This window comes from Streptomyces sp. NPDC088246 (genome assembly GCF_044741025.1).
Classification (GTDB): domain Bacteria; phylum Actinomycetota; class Actinomycetes; order Streptomycetales; family Streptomycetaceae; genus Streptomyces.
In genome coordinates, this window is sequence record NZ_JBIURV010000001.1 from 274,492 (window position 1) to 290,159 (window position 15,668).

Genomic DNA, 15,668 nt, shown 5'->3' on the forward strand with positions numbered 1-15,668 from the left:
GGCCTTTGAATATATGAATTGATACGAGAGGGAAGAAGCGATCCCTCAAATTCCCTTTCATTTTCCGAGTGAACTCCGTCGGTCGGAGTGTCGTGGTGACCCGCAGGCATATGGTTTGAGCTGTCTCGCCCACGCCTGATGGGGAAATTAAATGAAAAAATGTCAGGTCTCGATCGTTGTCCCCTGCTTCAATGAGGACGAGGTGATCGAGGCGTTTCACCGTGCGTTGATCTCTGCCCTCGAACCGACTCGGCGGACCTTCGAGATCTGTTACGTCGACGACGGCAGCAGCGATCGGACCAGGGCTCGGATCGGCTTGCTCGCCACCGGGGACCGACGGGTCCGTTACACCTCCTTCAGCCGCAATTTCGGCAAGGAGGCCGCCATGCTCGCGGGGCTGCGCATGTCCCGCGGTGAAGCCGTCGTGCTCATGGACGCCGACCTCCAGCATCCGCCCGAACTTCTCCCCCGCATGCTGGCGTTGCGGCAGCGCGGGTACGACCAGGTCGTCGCGAGGCGGGACCGGGCGGGTGAAGGCGCCCTGCGTACCTTTCTCAGCGCCGCCTACTACCGGGCCATGGGCCGGTGCATGGACGTCGAGGTCGTCGACGGCGAGGGCGACTTCAGGCTGCTGTCGCGCACCGCCGTGGACGCCGTACTCGCGCTGCCCGAGACCAACCGGTTCTCCAAGGGGATCTTCTCCTGGGTCGGCTTCGACACCGTCAGCTTCACCTACCGGAACATCCAGCGTGCGGCCGGGAGTTCGAAGTGGGGCAGCAGGCATCTGCTCAACTACGGGATCGACGGGCTGATCTCCTTCAACAGCCGTCCACTGCGTCTGGCGATCCACGTCGGCCTCGCTCTCGCGCTGGCGGCACTTGGATACGCCCTGTGGATCATCACCGGCGTCGTTCTGCACGGTGTCGCCGTACCCGGCTACACCACACTGCTGACCGCCGTCGTGGCGCTCGGCGGCATCCAGCTCGCCACGCTCGGCGTCATCGGCGAATACGTGGGACGCATCTACAGCGAGTCGAAACGCCGTCCGCACTACGTGGTGCGCGAAACGAACGAATCTCCGAATGTTCTCCCGGTCGATATCCCACCCGATACGCCGGACGAGGTCCATGCCGCTTCGCCCGCACCCGTGGTCGAGAAACCGATGGCGGGGCACGCCGGGGCGACCGCGCTCGGGGCCGCCAGGTATCGCACCGTACGCCAGTTCGTCATTTTCGCGATGCTCGGGATCATCAATACGGCGGTGTATCTGGCGGTGTACGCCTCGCTGAACACCTGGATTCCCTATCTGGCCGCGCACGTCCTCGGATATGCGGTCAGCATCGTGGGATCGTTCCTGCTCAACTCGTACATCACCTGCCGTACGAAGCCGACCTGGCGCGCCTTCGTCCGGTATCCGCTGTCGAGCGTCGTCAATCTCGTGCTCACCGGTGTTCTGCTCTACCTCGGCGTGAGCAGGCTGGGCATGGACAAGAACATCGCCGCCGTGGCCGCGGGAATCCTCGCCACCCCCTTCTCGTTCCTGCTCGCCCGCTGGGCCATCGACTCAGGCGCCGCCCTGGCCCGGCAACGCGCCGGCCTGGCCGAGAGCCGTGCAGGACACACCACACCTTGATCCCACACCGCCTGAACCACTCGGCGCGCAAGACGCGAGCAACGTACGAAGGGCACCAGTGCACATGACCGCGGACACGTCGAAAACCGCTGACACGCAGTCGGAGAGCGAGAAGTCCCCCCAGCCGGAGGCCCGCCGGGGCCCCGCACGGCGGTGGGCGGCGATCTGGACGGCGGCCCTCACCCTGCTGCCGCTCGCCCTGCTCGGCGTGGCCTTCTGGATCGGCCGCCTGGTCCGCCCGGGAGGGGACGACTGGTGCTTCCTCCCGGTCGTACGCGACGAGGGCGCCTCCGGAATGATCGCGAAGTTCTTCTTCCACGACAACGGACGCGTGGCCAACGCGCTGCTGGTCGTCGCGTACGGGTCCTTCGGTGTCGCGGGCCACCGGTGGTTCGCCCTGGTCAGCGGGGTGCTCATGCTGGGCATCCTCTGGCTGCTGACCGCCTCGGCGCTCAAGAGGGCCGGACTGACCGGGCCGCGCGGGCTCGCGCTGCTGGTGGCGGCGATGATGGCAGTGGTCTTCTTCCTCGCGACGTCCAACACGTACAAGACGTTCTACTGGCCCGCCTCCTCCGTCTCGCACACCGTCTCACCAGTGCTGGCCTGCGCCGCCGTGATCCCCCTGCTGCGCGCGCGGACCGGCCGGGGACGCGACTTCGCGGCGGGCATCGCATTCGTGGCCGGAGCCTTCATCGGCACGCTGTCGGAGGAGACGGCGGTCGTCGCGTTCGTCGTGCTCGCCGCCGCCCTGCTGATCAGCTGCTGGGCCCTTCCCGGGGCCGGCCGAACGCATGCGCGCATCTGGTGCGCGCTCGCCTTCGCCGGGGTCGCGGTGGGATCGGCCATCCTGTACATGTCGCCCGGCGCGCGCGCCCGGCGTGAACGGTTCGGCGCCGACAGTGCCTCCATGTTCGGCCCGGAGGCACTGACCACGGCGCTGCGGGCGTTCGAGCACATCCTGGGGGCGATCTTCACGACCTGGCAGTACCTGGGAGCGGTCGCCGTCGGCGTACTGCTGGGCCTGCTGGTACGCGGTGGCGAGCAGGGAACGGGCGGGCCGGACGGATCCCTGCGGCGCAGGCCCCTCCGCGCGGTCCTCGTCGGAATTCTCGCCTTCCTGGTCTCCGGATACCTCTGCACCGTCATCGCCTACCCCGCCTTCGGGGTGAGCGTGATGTACGCGCCGCGCATCTGGGGCGACTTCCTCCTGCTGTTCGTGATGCTCCTGGTCAGTGTCGGCGCCCTGCTGGGACGGGCGTTGCGCGCCCGCAGGTGGGGGATTCGTGTGGCGACGGCGGCGGCCGCCGGTGTTGTATGCGCCCTGGCCTGTGTCGGCCTCGCCGTCCCGCTGCTCCAGCTGGGGCAGCAGATGGACGTGCGCGCCCAGCGCTGGGACCGCCAGGACCGCTCGCTGAGGACCCAGGCGGCGCGCGGTGCGCAAGTGCTCCCGTACACGCCGGTATCGGTCAGCGGAATGGGGGAGCCGTTCGGCGACCACGGCAAGAAGCTGTGGCCGGGGCAGTGCGTCGCCCAGTACTACCACCTCAAGAAGATCACGTACTCGACCCGGCTTCCCTGAGCGGCCGGTCCGCCCGTCGTACAGGACACCCGGCACACTGCGCACACCTGACGGCACAATGGGTTCATGCCGATACCCAGCCGTGCCGCCCTCGTCGAACACCTCGTCCGTACGCGCATCGCCGGAGACGTCGCCACACCCCGCGACAACAACCTCTCCCACTACCGCAAGCTCGCCAACGGCGACCTCCACTACTGGCTGGGCCTGGAGCTCGGGGACCGGTGGCGCGACGAGCAGGACGTGCTGGCCGTGATGGCCGAGCGCTGCGGGGTCAGCGACGACCCGGAGCACCGGTTCGGGCAGGACACCATCGACCCGGAGCTGACGGTCGACGCCCTGGAGCGGATGGCGGCACGGCTGCGGAAGGCGGCGGCGGGGGCGGAGCGGGTGCTGTTCGCGACCGGGCACCCGGGCGGACTCCTCGATGTGCACCGGCAGACCGCTCAGGCACTGCGGGCGGCCGGATGCGAGATCGTACGGATTCCCTCGGGGCTGGTGGCCGACGAGGGCATGGTGTTCCAGTTCGCGGACGTCGCGGTGCAGGAGCGCGGCGCGACGCTCTGGCACACGCACTCGCCTGCCCCGATGGCCGCGATCCTGGACGGTCTGGAGCGGGAGGGCCGGCCGCTGCCGGACCTGGTGGTCGCCGACCACGGATGGGCGGGGTGCGCGGCGCAGCGCGGTCTCGACGCGGTGGGGTATGCGGACTGCAACGACCCTGCGCTGTTCCTCGGCGAGGCGGAGGGGACGCTCCAAGTGGCCGTACCGCTGGACGACCATGTGCTGGACCCGCGTTTCTACGACCCGCTGACGGACTATCTGCTGGACGCGGCGGGGCTGATCTGAGGCCGACTCGTCCGACGCCGATTGATCGGGCGCCGACTGATCCGGCGCCCGATGCTCAGGGGGAAGCGTCAGTCCCGGGGGACGCGGACCACGCCCTCCTGGATGACGGTGATCGCCAGCCGGCCGTCCTGCGTGTAGATACGGGCCTGACCGAGCCCGCGCCCACCGGACGCGGTCGGCGACTCCTGGTCGTACAGCAGCCATTCGTCGGCCCGGAAGGGGCGGTGGAACCACATCGCGTGGTCCAGGCTCGCACCGACCACATCGCCGACTGCCCAACCCCCTCGTCCATGGGCGAGGAGCACCGAGTCGAGCAACGTCATGTCGGAGACGTACGTCGCCATGCAGACATGCAGCAGCGGGTCGTCCGCGAGCTTGCCGTTGGTGCGGAACCACACCTGGGAGCGGGGCTCGCGCGGTTCGCCGACCGTGCCGAAGGGCGGCGCGTCCACGTAGCGCAGGTCGACGGCGGCCCGTGCCTCGATCAGCCGGTCCACGACACCCGGATCGCTGAAGCGGTCCGCGTACCGGGGCAGCATCTGCGCGGCCGTGGGCAGCGTCTCCGGGTCCGGGGCGGGCGGCATGTCCGCCTGGTGCTCCAGGCCCTCCTCGTACGTCTGGAAGGACGCCGAGAGATGGAAGATCGGCTGGCCGTGCTGGACGGCGACGACCCGGCGGGTGGTGAAGGAACGGCCGTCACGGATGCGGTCGACGCTGTAGACGATCGGCGCGCCCGGGTCGCCCATCCGCAGGAAGTAGGAGTGCAGGGAGTGGGCGGATGGGGTCTCCCCTGCTCGAGCGGAGCCGAGAGCTCGGGGAAGGTCGGCCGGGACGGTGCGGCCCGCGGCAACGAGTGCCTGGGCCGCGACCTGGCCGCCGAAGACCCGGGGCACGACCGCCGAACGGCTCGTACCCCGGAAGATGTCCCGCTCGATCTGCTCCAGGTCGAGCAGATCGAGCAGGGAGTCGAGTGCTGAGCTCATGGAGGGAACGTAACCGCTCTTACAGGCCCATGGACTTGGCGATGATCGACTTCATGACCTCGCTGGTGCCGCCGTAGATGCGGTTGACCCGGTTGTCCGCGTACAGGCGGGCGATCGGGTACTCGTTCATGTAGCCGTAGCCGCCGTGCAGTTGGAGGCAGCGGTCGATGACGCGGTGCGCGACCTCGGTGCAGAACAGCTTCGCGGAGGCGGCCTCGGCGGCGGTCAGCTCACCGGCGTCGTGGGCCTCGATGGCGCGGTCGCAGACGGCCTCGGCGGCGTCCACCTCGGCCTGGCAGGCGGCCAGCTCGAACTTGGTGTTCTGGAAGGACGCGACGGTCTTGCCGAAGACGGTGCGCTCCGAGACGTAACTCTGGGCGAACCGGACGGCGGCCTTGGCCTGGGCGTACGCGCCGACGGCGATGCCGAGGCGCTCCTGCGGCAGGTTCTGGCCGAGGTAGGAGAAGCCCTTGTTCTCCTCGCCGAGGAGGTCCTCGACCGGCACCTTGACGTCGACGAAGGCCAGCTCGGCGGTGTCGGAGGTGCGCAGGCCCAGCTTGTCGAGCTTGCGGCCGACCGAGTAGCCCTCGGCCTTGGTGTCGACGACGAGGAGGGAGATGCCGAAGCGGCGGTCGTCCTCCTTCGGGGCGGCGGTACGGGCGCAGACGATGACCCGGTCGGCGTGGACGCCACCGGTGATGAACGTCTTGGCGCCGTTGAGGATGTAGTGCGTGCCGTCCTCGGAGAGCTTGGCCGTGGTCTTCATACCGGCCAGGTCGGAACCGGTGCCCGGCTCGGTCATGGCGATGGCGTACATCGTCCTGCCGGTGACGAAGTCCGGCAGCCAGCGCTTCTTCTGCTCCTCGGTGGCGTACGCCTTGATGTACGGCAGGCAGAGCAGGACGTGCACACCGGAGCCACCGAAGTTGACGGCCGCGCGGGCGCACTCCTCGGAGATGATCGCCTCGAACTTGAAGGACTCGACCCCGGCGCCGCCGAACTCCTCCGGCACCTCGATGCCGAATATGCCCAGCTCCGCGAGCTTGTAGTAGAAGTCGCGAGGCACCTGGCCGGCCGCGAACCACTCGTCGTAGACGGGGGCGACCTCGGCCTCGATGAAGGCGCGGATGGTCTCCCGGAACGCCTCGTGGTCCTCGTTGAATACCGTACGGCGCACGGGGGTGCCTCCTTGGTCAGCTTCGGGCGGGATTCGGCCGGGACTGGCTAAGCGCTTGCTCAGTCCTGGTCAAAAGTTACCCGGCAGTCACCGAAGCTGTCCAGGGTGATGCTGAGCACGCCCGCGCGGAGCGTCCGGCAGCGGACGCGCAAGAGCCCTTCCCGGCCGCCGGCCGGGAAGGGCTCTTGCGCTGTCTGCGTTCCCTACTGCGGCTTGAAGGAGCGGATCTGGTAGCTCCCCTGGAGGTTGCCGCCGCTTCCGGCAGGGGTGGATCCCACCCGGGCGTTGTAGTTGGTCTGGGTGTAGTACTGAACGCGGTGCCCGGTCGCGTTCCACACGGAGCGGACGTTCTTGCCGCGCTGGATGAAGGAGCAGTCGTCGGCGGTATTCGCCCGCTTCTTGTCCGACCACTGGCAGCGGGTGCCACCTCCGTTCCAGTCGCTGTAGATACAGAAGTAGCCGGGACTGCAGCTGTAGGAAGCCCTGGCGCTCGCGACGGCGGCGTTCGCGCTGGTGCTCTTCACGGCGGCGTTCTCGGCGGCCCCGGCGGCGGCCGGCCCGGCGCCGAGCCCCAGGGCCACGGCGATCGAGGTGACGGTGAGCGCGGTGATGCGGTTCATGACGGAAACCTCTTCTCCTGACGGCGATCAAGGCTCTGCCCCTGATCACCGGCAGCCTGGCATGGCTGTGACCTGCGCAGACAGGCGCGGATGCGGGGCGCTCGAAGCCCACATCGGGGGCCGCGGTGCTCCGCTGTACACCGGCGCGCATGCGTCTTTGGCGAGATCGACCGCAGATACCCCCATGCCTTCCCGGCGCACGCACCGTAGGGTGACCCCTTTTGGGGGTGGATCATGTTCAAAGGCGTACGCACCGTGATGGTTTTCGCGGACAGTCCTGAGGCTTCGGCGCGGTGGTACGGCGAACTGCTCGATGTCCCGGTGCAGGTCGATGTCAGTGATACGGGCGCGGTCTATGCCTGGGTGGAGATCGGCGGGGTCGAGCTCGGCTTCCACCCCGCCGATGACGCGCGCAACCCGAGAGGCGGCAGTCCGGTCGTGTACTGGAGTGTGGACGACGTCGACGCAGTCCGGGAGCTACTGCTGACCGCGGGCTGCGAGCACCACCGCGGGCCCCTGACGATCGAACCGGGTCGGCGCATCGCGCAACTCCGCGACCCGTTCGGCACGATCATCGGCATCGACGGCAAGTAGGCGATGCGCAGGGTGGATGTGCTGAGTGGTGGCGCGGTCAGGCGGCGAACTCGCCGCCCTTGACCGCTGCGATGAACGAGGACCAGCCGGCTGCCGGGAAGACGAGGGCGGGGCCGTGCGGAGCCTTGGAGTCGCGGCCGCGGGTCAGGGTCGGCTCGCGGGCACGGTGTCCCTCGTCACCAATATGTTGCCGGACCAGCAGAGCCGGTAGAGGTCGACCTCGTGCAACAGGTCGCGGCCGGAACGGTAGAACTCGCAACGGGCGCCGGGCGGCTGGGATGCGGAACGGGCGTGGTCGGGCGGATAGGTGTAGGCGTGGGCCGGCAGCAGAGGGGCGAGTTCGGCGCGCGGCCGGCCGGTGGTCAGCTCGTCGAACCGGGAGGGCGGCAGCACGCTCGTCGTCAGTTGCCAGGCCAGGTAGACGGCGGCGGGCACGAAGAAGGCGGCTGCGACGACAGGCGCCACGAAGGCGGCGACGGAGCGGCGGCGGGCGGCGCTCCGTACGGAGGCGAGCCGCTTGGCGGACTCCGGTGCGATGGTATCCGTGTCCGGGGCCGGGTGGAGAGCAGTTCCGGATGGCAACGCGGACTCGGTGTGCCGCCCGCGGGTTCTGGCCTGTGTTCCGGGTTCCGGCGCCGGTCTCCCCGGGCGGGCCGTGGTCGTGTGCGGGAGGACGGCGGTGACGCGGAATCCGCCCCGATACGGGCCGGTCCACAAGGAGCCGCCGAGAACCGTCACCCGCTCCCGAAGCCCCGTCAGGCCCCGGCGGCCGACGCCGACCGTCGGGCCTTCGGCCGCCTGCGCCGACCCGCCAGTCGGCGGAGCGGCGTTCACGACGCTCACGCGGGTACGGGCGGCCTCGTGTGTGATCTGCACCCGGATCGCACTGCCCGGCGCGTGCTTCACCGCGTTGGTGAGAGCCTCCTGCACCGCCCGGTACATTCCCCGTTCGATCAAGGAGGGCAGCGCGGGCATCGCCCCGCGCCGCTCCCAGCGCACCGGAACCCCGGAGGCGACCGCCCGTCCGAGAAGGTCCTCGAGGGTGTCGGTGACGGACAGACCCGCGCCCGGTTCCGTTCCGGTCGGGTCGTGCAGGACTGCGACGGTCTCCCGCAGTTGCTCCACGGCGTCCGCGATCGTCCCGCGCAACTCGGCCAGGTCGGTGCGGTCGCGGTCGGTGAGGTCGGGGGAGAGTTCCAGGGCCCCGGCACGCAGGGCGACCAGGCTCAGAGCGTGCCCGAGAGAGTCGTGCATGTCGGCCGCGATGTCCGCGCGTTCGGTCAGCCGCGCCCGCTCCGCGACCAGGTGCTGCCGCTCTTCCAGGCTCCGGGCCAGCCGCCAGCCCTCCCGTACGAGTTCGCGTCGGCCACGCCAGTGCCGTCCGGCCAACCAGGGCAGCAGGAGGGCGGCGGGCAGCACGGTCAGCGCGTAGAACCACCACACGGCCTGCGTCCGCAGCACCGCGCACGTCACGAGGTCGGCCGCGAGGCACCCGGCGAGCACCAGGAGCGGGCGCCGTGCCGCGACGACCCGGGCGCCCAGCAGACAGCTCAGGACGGCAAGCGACAGGACGTGGGCGTTGCCGGGGGTCGCGGAGTCGGCCAGGCCCAGCGCGCACAGCCCGTTGGCCAGGACGACCGCGGGCCCCGGCCGACGGCGGGACAGCGGTACGGCCAACGCCAGGACGGCCAACGGCAGGTACAGGTCCAGGGTCGGCGAGGCGGCTGCGCCCGCATCCCGGAATCCGTAGCTGGTGGCGGCAGCGAGCACGCCCCACAGCACCACATCGCCGCACACGGATCCGACCGGGGGTATGCGCGTGTGCGGCATGGCGTGTCGACCGTCCTTCCGGTGAATGTCCTCACCTGCCCGGGTCGATTCTGTGGGACGGGGCCGGACGCCCTGCGAGGGGGCACGGTAAGAGCGTCCGGGCCGGTTCCGACGCGGGGTCAGGCGTCCCGGCGGCGCAGCACGTACAGGCCGATCAGGTGCGCGGTCGCGGCCCACGCCGCCACGATCAGGACCGCCGTCGCCAGCCCGTACGGGACCTCGGCGCCGAGGCGCATGAAGTGGTCTCCGGCTCCGTGCGGCAGATGGTCGTTGACGTCCGCGAGCGTCGGGCCGCCGAGCCCCAGGAGCACGCTCGGCAATGCCCACAAGAGGGTGACGAGGATGGAGAGCGTGCCGGCCGGGTGGCGCGCGGCGAACGCCACCCCGACAGTCAGCACGGCGACCAGCGCCTGGTAGAGACCGACCGCGAGGACCTGCAAGAGGGTCGGGCCGGCCCCGAAGGAGGCCCGTCCGTCGAACGCCACCCAGGCCACCGCCGTCCCCACGACGGCGAACGTGGTGCCGGCGACGAACGCGACCACGGCCGCCACCAATGCCTTCGCCGCCTGGACCCGATGCCGCTGGGGCACCGACAGCAGGGAAGCCCGCACGCTGCCCGTCGAGTATTCGGAGGTGACCGCGACCGTGGCCAAGACGACGACGGCGAACTGGACGAGGACGGCGGAGGAGGCCGCCGCGTTCCCGACGGGCTGGACCGGATGCTCGTTGATGCGGGCGATCGAGGCGTAGTAGTAGGTGAAGACACCGGTGATCGCAAGGCCCGCCAGAAGGCAGAGCCAGGGGGCTCGGACGGACCACAGTTTGGTCCATTCCGAGGCGGTCGCCCCGGCGAAGCCACCGGGTGCGCCCCGGTCGGGAGCGTCGGGGACGGCCCGCGACCGGTCCGTCCGCCTGACGGGTGTCGTCGGGGTGGTCACTGTCGGCCTCCTTCGTTCGGCGCTGCGCCCGCGGCGGTCGTGTCCGTGCTGCTGCCGCCCGTCGTGTACTCGACGCTGCGTGCGGTCAGGTCCATGTACGCCTGCTCCAGCGAGACCCGGACGTCGCTCAGTTGGTGCAACCGGACTCGGCAGTGGTGGGCCAGGTCGCCGATCTCGGCGGCGGTGCGACCTTCGACGGTGAGTTCGCCGGACGCGGACGTCTCGACATTCACCCCGTCGGCCGTCATCAGGCGACGGACCAGCGTCGCTCTTTCCCCGGGGTCGGGCACCACGGCGCGCGCCGACGCGGAAGAGGCGGCGGCGAGGAACTCCGTCATGGATGTGTCGCTCAGCAGCCGACCACGGCCGATGACGACGAGATGGTCGGCCGTCAGCTGCATCTCGCTCATCAGGTGGCTGGAGAGGAATACGGTGCGTCCTTCCGCCGCCTGGTCACGGACGAGCCGGCGGATCCACCGCACGCCGTCCGGGTCGAGGCCGTTGACCGGCTCGTCCAGGACGAGCACCGGCGGATCGCCGAGCAGGGCGCCCGCCACCCCGAGTCGCCCGCTCATGCCGAGCGAGTACGTGCCCGCCGGCCGGCGGGCCGCCTTGGTCAGGCCCACCCTCTCCAGCACCTCGTCCACGCGGCGTACCGGGATGCCGTTGGCCCGGGCCTGGGCGACGAGGTGCGTGCGGCCGGAACGGGCGGGGTGGACGGCCCGGGCGTCCAGCATCGCGCCGACCGTGCACAGCGGCCGTCGCAGGTCCGCGTAGGGCCGGCCGGCGATCAGGGCCCGCCCGCGCGAAGGATGGTCCAGGCCCAGAATCATGCGCATCGTGGTGGACTTCCCGGCCCCGTTGGGGCCGAGGAAGCCGGTTACGCGGCCGGCCCGGACATCGAATGTCAGCTCGTCCACGGCGAGGGTGTCGCCGTAGCGTTTGGTGAGTCCTCGGACGGTGATCACGGAGTTCCTTCGTGTCGGTCGCGGACCGCGGAATGCAGCTCGCGGAAGTCGACGGCGGCGCACACCGACGCGTGGTGGGCCCAGGGCGGCCGCCTCGTTTCCCGTACGGAAGCGACGCTAGGAGTCCGCGGCGCCGGCGCCCATTGGTCGAACGGCATCGGCGTCCTGCCCTTCGTCGGGGGTGCGCCCCGACCCGGGGCGGATCTGTGGGGCTTGCCATCCGCTCGGTGGTGCGCCGGCCGTAGGCTCGCCGCGTGAAAGAGACGACACCCGGCAGCCGGCCGGTCCGGGTCCTGGTGGCCGACGACGAGGCGATGGTCCGGGCGGGGGTGCGGGCCATCCTGGCCAGGGACACGCACGTCGAGGTGGTCGCCGAGGCGAGTGACGGGCACGAGGCCATCGCGCTCACCCGCCGGCATCGGCCGGACGTGGTCCTGTTGGACATCCAGATGCCCGGCCTGGACGGGCTGACGGCAGTGGCGCGGCTCCACCAGGAGCTGACGGCCGTCGGTGTGATCATGCTGACGACCTTCGGCCAGGACGAGTACATCACCCGCGCTCTGGAGGAGGGTGCCGACGGCTTCCTGCTGAAGGCGGACGACCCGAGGGAACTGCTCAACGGGGTACGGGCAGTGGGAGCCGGCGGAGCCTACCTGTCCCCGCGTGTCGCCGGCCGGGTCATCGCCGGGCTGCGCGCGCACCGGGCGGCACATCCTCACCGCTCGCTGGAGCGGCTCACGGAGCGGGAACGCGAGGTGCTGGCCGGACTCGGGGCGGGGTTGTCCAACGCGGAGATCGCGAGCCGGCTGCACCTGGTCGAGGGCACGGTGAAGGCGCACGTCAGCGCGGTGCTGGCGAAGCTGGGCGCGCGCAACCGGGTGGAAGCGGCCATTGTCGCGTACGAGGCCGGCCTGGTCCCGCCACGCTGTGGCTGACCTGGTGTCAGCGTTCCGCCACGTGCCGATTCAGTCCTCGGCCACAGAAACGCCGAGCACCTGGGGTGGCGCGGCAGCGCCCGCCAGCCTGTCGTCACACCTCAACGACACTCCACCCCGCCGAGGTACCCGGTTCAGCCTCGGCGGCGTGCAGCGGGATCACGCTGGGCGACGTTCCGGACGACTGCGTCGGCTCCGGGGCGGGCGTATCGCTCCAGGGAGCGGACGGAGGCGTGGCGGGAGCGGGCCAGCAGCATCGGGAGTCGTCGCGCATCTCCTGAAGTCCCCTCAGGGGCACCAGTTCTGCGCACTCGCGAACCGGCGCGGGCGCCTCCCCGGACGCCGCATCAGGCGTTTGCAGTCACCGATGGATGCTGTTCACCGCTGCCGCAGCGCGAACCACAGTTCCGTCCGTACGTCCATGTCGTCCAGGTCCGCGTCCAGCAGCGTCGCGCAGCGGGCGATGCGTTGGCGGACCGTGTTGCGGTGGACCTGCAGGGCCGTTGCCGTGCGGTCCCAGCTGCCGTGCAGGCTCAGCCAGCAGCGCAGCGTCTCGGCCAGCGGCTCGGTGAGCGGGGCGAGCAGGGCGCGGGCGTGGGCCTCGGCCTGGGCCGGGGGGATCAGGGCGGCCAGGCCCGCTCCGGTGTCGGTGTGGTGGTGGGCCAGTGGGGTGCGGGTGGCCACGGCTCGGCCCAGGGCGCGGGACGCCTGGCCGTCGGCGAGATCGAGGGCCGTGATGGGTGCGGGGGCGGAGGCGCCGAGCGTCCAGCCGGGCTGCGGGGTGATCCGGTCGCCGTCGGGGATCAGCACCCTGACGGCGTCGCCGCCCCGGCCCGCGTCGACCAGGGCCGAGCCCAGAGCGGCGCCCAGTGCGCCGGCGGTCAGCGGGTCGACCTGGCCGTCGCCGCTGCGGCGCGCGTGCACCACCGTCCACTGCTCGGCGCCACCGAGCAGCGGGGCGACGTCCTGCGGGTCCGCGCCCAGCAGCATCCGTACGAGGGCGGCCGACCGGCCCGCCGCGTCGGCGCCCTGGTGCGGGGCGGCCAGCAGGGAGAGCAGGACGACCGCTACCCCGGCGATCGTGTGGTCGCCCGCCTCGCGCCGCTGCGTCGCCAGGGCCAGGACGAGGCCCTGGCCGCCGCCCAGCGCGTACGCGGACAGGTGCGCGTCCCGCAACATGTCGGTGGCGGACGACGGGGCGGGGCGCGTCACGGCGGAGACCACCCGGGTGAGCCGGGCCAGCGCCGCCCCGATGTCGGGGGCCGGTCGGCGGCCTGCCGCGTGCAGTTCCTCGCCGTCCGCGGAGAGCAGCACCGCCCGGCCCTCCAGCTGGGCCGCCAGCTGATGCAGCACCGCGGGGATCGGGTCGGGCCGGGCTGCCGCAGTGGCCAGGGCCTGCTGGGCCCGGGTCACCCGGCGCAGCTCACGGTGCCGGGCCTCGGCCATCAGCCGCCACACCGCCCGGGCGATCGCCGTGAACGGGGTCTCGGGCGGCACCTCCACCAGCGGCAGGCCATGCCGGTCGCACGCCTCGATCAGTGCCTGCGGCACCGTGTCGAACACCGGAGTCACCCCGAAACCGAGCGCCGCCGCCCCCGCCTCCACCAGCCGGGCCACATAGGCGTCCGGGTCCTTGAGCAGCACCCCGGCGCTCAGCAGCAGCTCACCGCCGAGCAGATACGGGTACGGGTCGGCCATCTCCGAGGTGTGCACCCACAGCAGATCCGCCTCGACCGGACCCGCGATCCGGTGCAGCCCCAGCTCCTCGCGGGCGAGCAGCTCGGTGAGAGGGATCGGGGGAGTGGGAGGAGCGGAAGGAGAGGGGGGAGTGGGCGGGGTGAGCCCGGCCAAGGCTTCAGGCATGGACGGTCCATCCATCAGTGACTTCAATTATGGATGAAACGTACACTTCAGCGTTGCTTGTGGGCCACCTACCGTCTTCACCACGTACGACGTGCGCACATGACTGAAACGGAGGAAGCCCATGGCTGTCGACTACGCGGTGATCATCGTCTATCTGGCCGGCATGCTCGCCATGGGCTGGTGGGGCATGCGCCGCGCCAAGTCCAAGAGCGAATTCCTGGTGGCGGGTCGCCGCCTCGGCCCCTGGATGTACTCCGGCACGATGGCCGCCATCGTCCTCGGCGGCGCCTCCACCATCGGCGGCGTCGGCCTCGGCTACCAGTACGGACTCTCCGGCGCCTGGATGGTCTTCACCATCGGCCTCGGACTGCTCGCCCTGTCCGTCTTCTTCTCGGCGCGCATCGCCCGGCTGAAGGTCTACACCGTCTCCGAGATGCTCGACCTGCGCTACGGCGGCCGGGCCGGGCTCATCTCCGGTGTCGTCATGTGGGCGTACACACTGATGCTCGCGGTCACCTCGACCATCGCGTACGCGACCATCTTCGACGTCCTGTTCGACATGAACCGGACCGTCGCGATCATCCTCGGCGGCGCCATCGTCGTCGCGTACTCGACGCTCGGCGGCATGTGGTCGATCACGCTCACCGACATGGTGCAGTTCGTCGTCAAGACCATCGGTGTGCTGCTGCTCCTGCTCCCCATCGCGGTGATCAAGGCGGGTGGCTTCAGCGAGATGAAGGCCAAGCTGCCCACCGAGTACTTCGACCCGCTGGGCATCGGCGGCGAGACGATCTTCACGTACGTGCTGATCTACACCTTCGGCATGCTGATCGGCCAGGACATCTGGCAGCGGGTGTTCACCGCGAAGAGCGACCGGACGGCGCGCTGGGGCGGCACGGTCGCCGGTACGTACTGTCTGGTGTACGCGATCGCCGGCGCCGTCATCGGTACCGCCGCCAAGGTCATGTACCCGAATCTGCCCAGCGCGGACGCCGCGTTCGCCACCATCGTCAAGGACGAACTGCCCGTCGGTGTACGAGGGCTGGTCCTGGCCGCCGCACTGGCCGCGGTGATGTCCACGTCCTCCGGCGCGCTGATCGCCTGCGCCACCGTCGCCAACAACGACATCTGGTCCCGGCTGCGGGGCGTGGTGTCGCGGGGCGGCGGCGAGGAGCACGACGAGGTGAAGGGCAACCGGGTCTTCATCCTCATCATGGGTGTCGCCGTCATCGCCATCGCCATCGCGCTCAACAACGTGGTCGAGGCCCTGACCGTCGCGTACAACCTGCTCGTCGGCGGGCTGCTGGTGCCGATCCTGGGAGGTCTGCTGTGGCGCAGGGGCACGGCGGCCGGCGCGCTGGCCTCGGTGGCCGTCGGAGGCCTCGCGGTGATCGGCCTGATGGTGTCGTACGGAATCCTCGCCAACGAACCGGTCTACTACGGCCTGCTGTCCTCGCTCGTGGTGTACGTGATCGTCTCGCTGGCCACGAAGCCGACCGACGCGGCAGTGCTTACCGCTTGGCGCGAGCGGCTGGCGGGGAAGGGCCCCGAGCCCACGGAGTCCGCCCCGGACCCGGTCACCGTCTAATACCTGTCCTCAATCGCCGGACGGGCTTGATTTTCTGGCCCGTCCGGCGATCGAGGACGTAACCCGTTGCGGTGGGGCCCGCACTCCACCGCACCCAGCACACTGAATACCGTA

General features: G+C 70.5%; 13 protein-coding genes and 1 pseudogene. 6 read left to right on the forward strand and 8 right to left on the reverse strand.

Going from position 1 to position 15,668, the window contains the following annotated elements:
* Window positions 1–151 precede the first annotated feature (151 nt).
* From ACIPEK_RS01275 to ACIPEK_RS01285, 3 genes are all read left to right on the forward strand, one after another.
* Window positions 152–1,633 carry a glycosyltransferase gene (locus ACIPEK_RS01275; protein ID WP_401989555.1) on the forward strand — a complete coding sequence of 494 codons (1,482 nt, stop codon included), beginning with the start codon at window positions 152–154 and terminating at the stop codon, window positions 1,631–1,633.
* Between the two features lie 64 nt (window positions 1,634–1,697).
* A complete protein-coding gene (locus tag ACIPEK_RS01280; RefSeq protein ID WP_401989556.1) occupies window positions 1,698–3,212 on the forward strand; it encodes a DUF6056 family protein in 1,515 nt (504 codons plus the stop codon).
* 66 nt (window positions 3,213–3,278) lie between these two features.
* Window positions 3,279–4,058 carry a phosphatase gene (locus ACIPEK_RS01285; protein WP_401989557.1) on the forward strand — a complete coding sequence of 260 codons (780 nt, stop codon included), beginning with the start codon at window positions 3,279–3,281 and terminating at the stop codon, window positions 4,056–4,058.
* Between the two features lie 68 nt (window positions 4,059–4,126).
* On the opposite strand, the gene ACIPEK_RS01290 is transcribed toward ACIPEK_RS01285, so the two are convergent.
* From ACIPEK_RS01290 to ACIPEK_RS01300, 3 genes are all read right to left on the reverse strand, one after another.
* Entirely contained in the window at window positions 4,127–5,041 is a 915-nt protein-coding gene (locus ACIPEK_RS01290; RefSeq protein ID WP_401989558.1) for an acyl-CoA thioesterase, read from the reverse strand.
* Window positions 5,042–5,060: 19 nt separating this feature from the next.
* The gene (locus ACIPEK_RS01295) at window positions 5,061–6,218 is read right to left on the reverse strand and encodes an acyl-CoA dehydrogenase family protein (RefSeq protein WP_383069096.1); all 1,158 of its coding nucleotides are present in this window, start codon (window positions 6,216–6,218) and stop codon (window positions 5,061–5,063) included.
* A gap of 203 nt (window positions 6,219–6,421) precedes the next feature.
* Window positions 6,422–6,838: a peptidase inhibitor family I36 protein gene (locus tag ACIPEK_RS01300; protein ID WP_401989559.1), complete on the reverse strand. Its 417-nt coding sequence runs from the start codon at window positions 6,836–6,838 to the stop codon at window positions 6,422–6,424.
* 234 nt (window positions 6,839–7,072) lie between these two features.
* On the opposite strand from ACIPEK_RS01300, the gene ACIPEK_RS01305 reads away from it, so the two are divergent.
* Window positions 7,073–7,432, forward strand: a complete 360-nt coding sequence (locus ACIPEK_RS01305; RefSeq protein ID WP_401989560.1) for a VOC family protein — start codon at window positions 7,073–7,075, stop codon at window positions 7,430–7,432.
* 37 nt (window positions 7,433–7,469) lie between these two features.
* Here ACIPEK_RS01305 and ACIPEK_RS01310 read toward each other — a convergent pair.
* From ACIPEK_RS01310 to ACIPEK_RS01325, 4 genes and pseudogenes are all read right to left on the reverse strand, one after another.
* Window positions 7,470–7,568, reverse strand: a pseudogene (locus tag ACIPEK_RS01310) (DUF397 domain-containing protein); the annotation flags it as partial.
* Between the two features lie 8 nt (window positions 7,569–7,576).
* Window positions 7,577–9,262, reverse strand: coding sequence for a sensor histidine kinase (locus ACIPEK_RS01315; protein WP_401989561.1), 1,686 nt, complete (start codon window positions 9,260–9,262; stop codon window positions 7,577–7,579).
* 119 nt (window positions 9,263–9,381) lie between these two features.
* Window positions 9,382–10,200 (reverse strand): ABC transporter permease, encoded by an 819-nt coding sequence (locus ACIPEK_RS01320; RefSeq protein WP_401989562.1) that lies wholly within the window; start codon window positions 10,198–10,200, stop codon window positions 9,382–9,384.
* Window positions 10,197–11,168: an ATP-binding cassette domain-containing protein gene (locus ACIPEK_RS01325; RefSeq protein WP_401989563.1), complete on the reverse strand. Its 972-nt coding sequence runs from the start codon at window positions 11,166–11,168 to the stop codon at window positions 10,197–10,199. The genes ACIPEK_RS01320 and ACIPEK_RS01325 overlap by 4 nt, the downstream gene beginning before the upstream one ends.
* Before the next feature lie 254 nt (window positions 11,169–11,422).
* Here ACIPEK_RS01325 and ACIPEK_RS01330 point away from each other — a divergent pair, with 254 nt between their 5' ends.
* Window positions 11,423–12,103 carry a response regulator gene (locus ACIPEK_RS01330; protein ID WP_401989564.1) on the forward strand — a complete coding sequence of 227 codons (681 nt, stop codon included), beginning with the start codon at window positions 11,423–11,425 and terminating at the stop codon, window positions 12,101–12,103.
* Window positions 12,104–12,481: 378 nt separating this feature from the next.
* Here ACIPEK_RS01330 and ACIPEK_RS01335 read toward each other — a convergent pair whose 3' ends face one another.
* A complete protein-coding gene (locus tag ACIPEK_RS01335) occupies window positions 12,482–13,966 on the reverse strand; it encodes a PucR family transcriptional regulator (protein WP_401989565.1) in 1,485 nt (494 codons plus the stop codon).
* A 121-nt stretch (window positions 13,967–14,087) separates the two neighbouring features.
* Here ACIPEK_RS01335 and ACIPEK_RS01340 point away from each other — a divergent pair, with 121 nt between their 5' ends.
* Complete coding sequence (locus ACIPEK_RS01340; RefSeq protein WP_401989566.1) at window positions 14,088–15,554, forward strand: sodium:solute symporter; 1,467 nt, start codon at window positions 14,088–14,090, stop codon at window positions 15,552–15,554.
* The last annotated feature ends 114 nt before the right edge of the window (window positions 15,555–15,668 follow it).

Excerpts from the sequence above, each read along its gene's own strand:
- ACIPEK_RS01285 (WP_401989557.1), top strand. The coding sequence starts at position 3,279 with ATGCCGATACCCAGCCGTGCCGCCCTCGTCGAACACCTCGTCCGTACG.
- ACIPEK_RS01275 (WP_401989555.1), top strand. The coding sequence starts at position 152 with ATGAAAAAATGTCAGGTCTCGATCGTTGTCCCCTGCTTCAATGAGGAC.
- ACIPEK_RS01340 (WP_401989566.1), top strand. The coding sequence starts at position 14,088 with ATGGCTGTCGACTACGCGGTGATCATCGTCTATCTGGCCGGCATGCTC.
- ACIPEK_RS01280 (WP_401989556.1), top strand. The coding sequence starts at position 1,698 with ATGACCGCGGACACGTCGAAAACCGCTGACACGCAGTCGGAGAGCGAG.
- ACIPEK_RS01305 (WP_401989560.1), top strand. The coding sequence starts at position 7,073 with ATGTTCAAAGGCGTACGCACCGTGATGGTTTTCGCGGACAGTCCTGAG.
- ACIPEK_RS01290 (WP_401989558.1), bottom strand. The coding sequence starts at position 5,041 with ATGAGCTCAGCACTCGACTCCCTGCTCGATCTGCTCGACCTGGAGCAG.
- ACIPEK_RS01300 (WP_401989559.1), bottom strand. The coding sequence starts at position 6,838 with ATGAACCGCATCACCGCGCTCACCGTCACCTCGATCGCCGTGGCCCTG.
- ACIPEK_RS01315 (WP_401989561.1), bottom strand. The coding sequence starts at position 9,262 with ATGCCGCACACGCGCATACCCCCGGTCGGATCCGTGTGCGGCGATGTG.
- ACIPEK_RS01335 (WP_401989565.1), bottom strand. The coding sequence starts at position 13,966 with ATGCCTGAAGCCTTGGCCGGGCTCACCCCGCCCACTCCCCCCTCTCCT.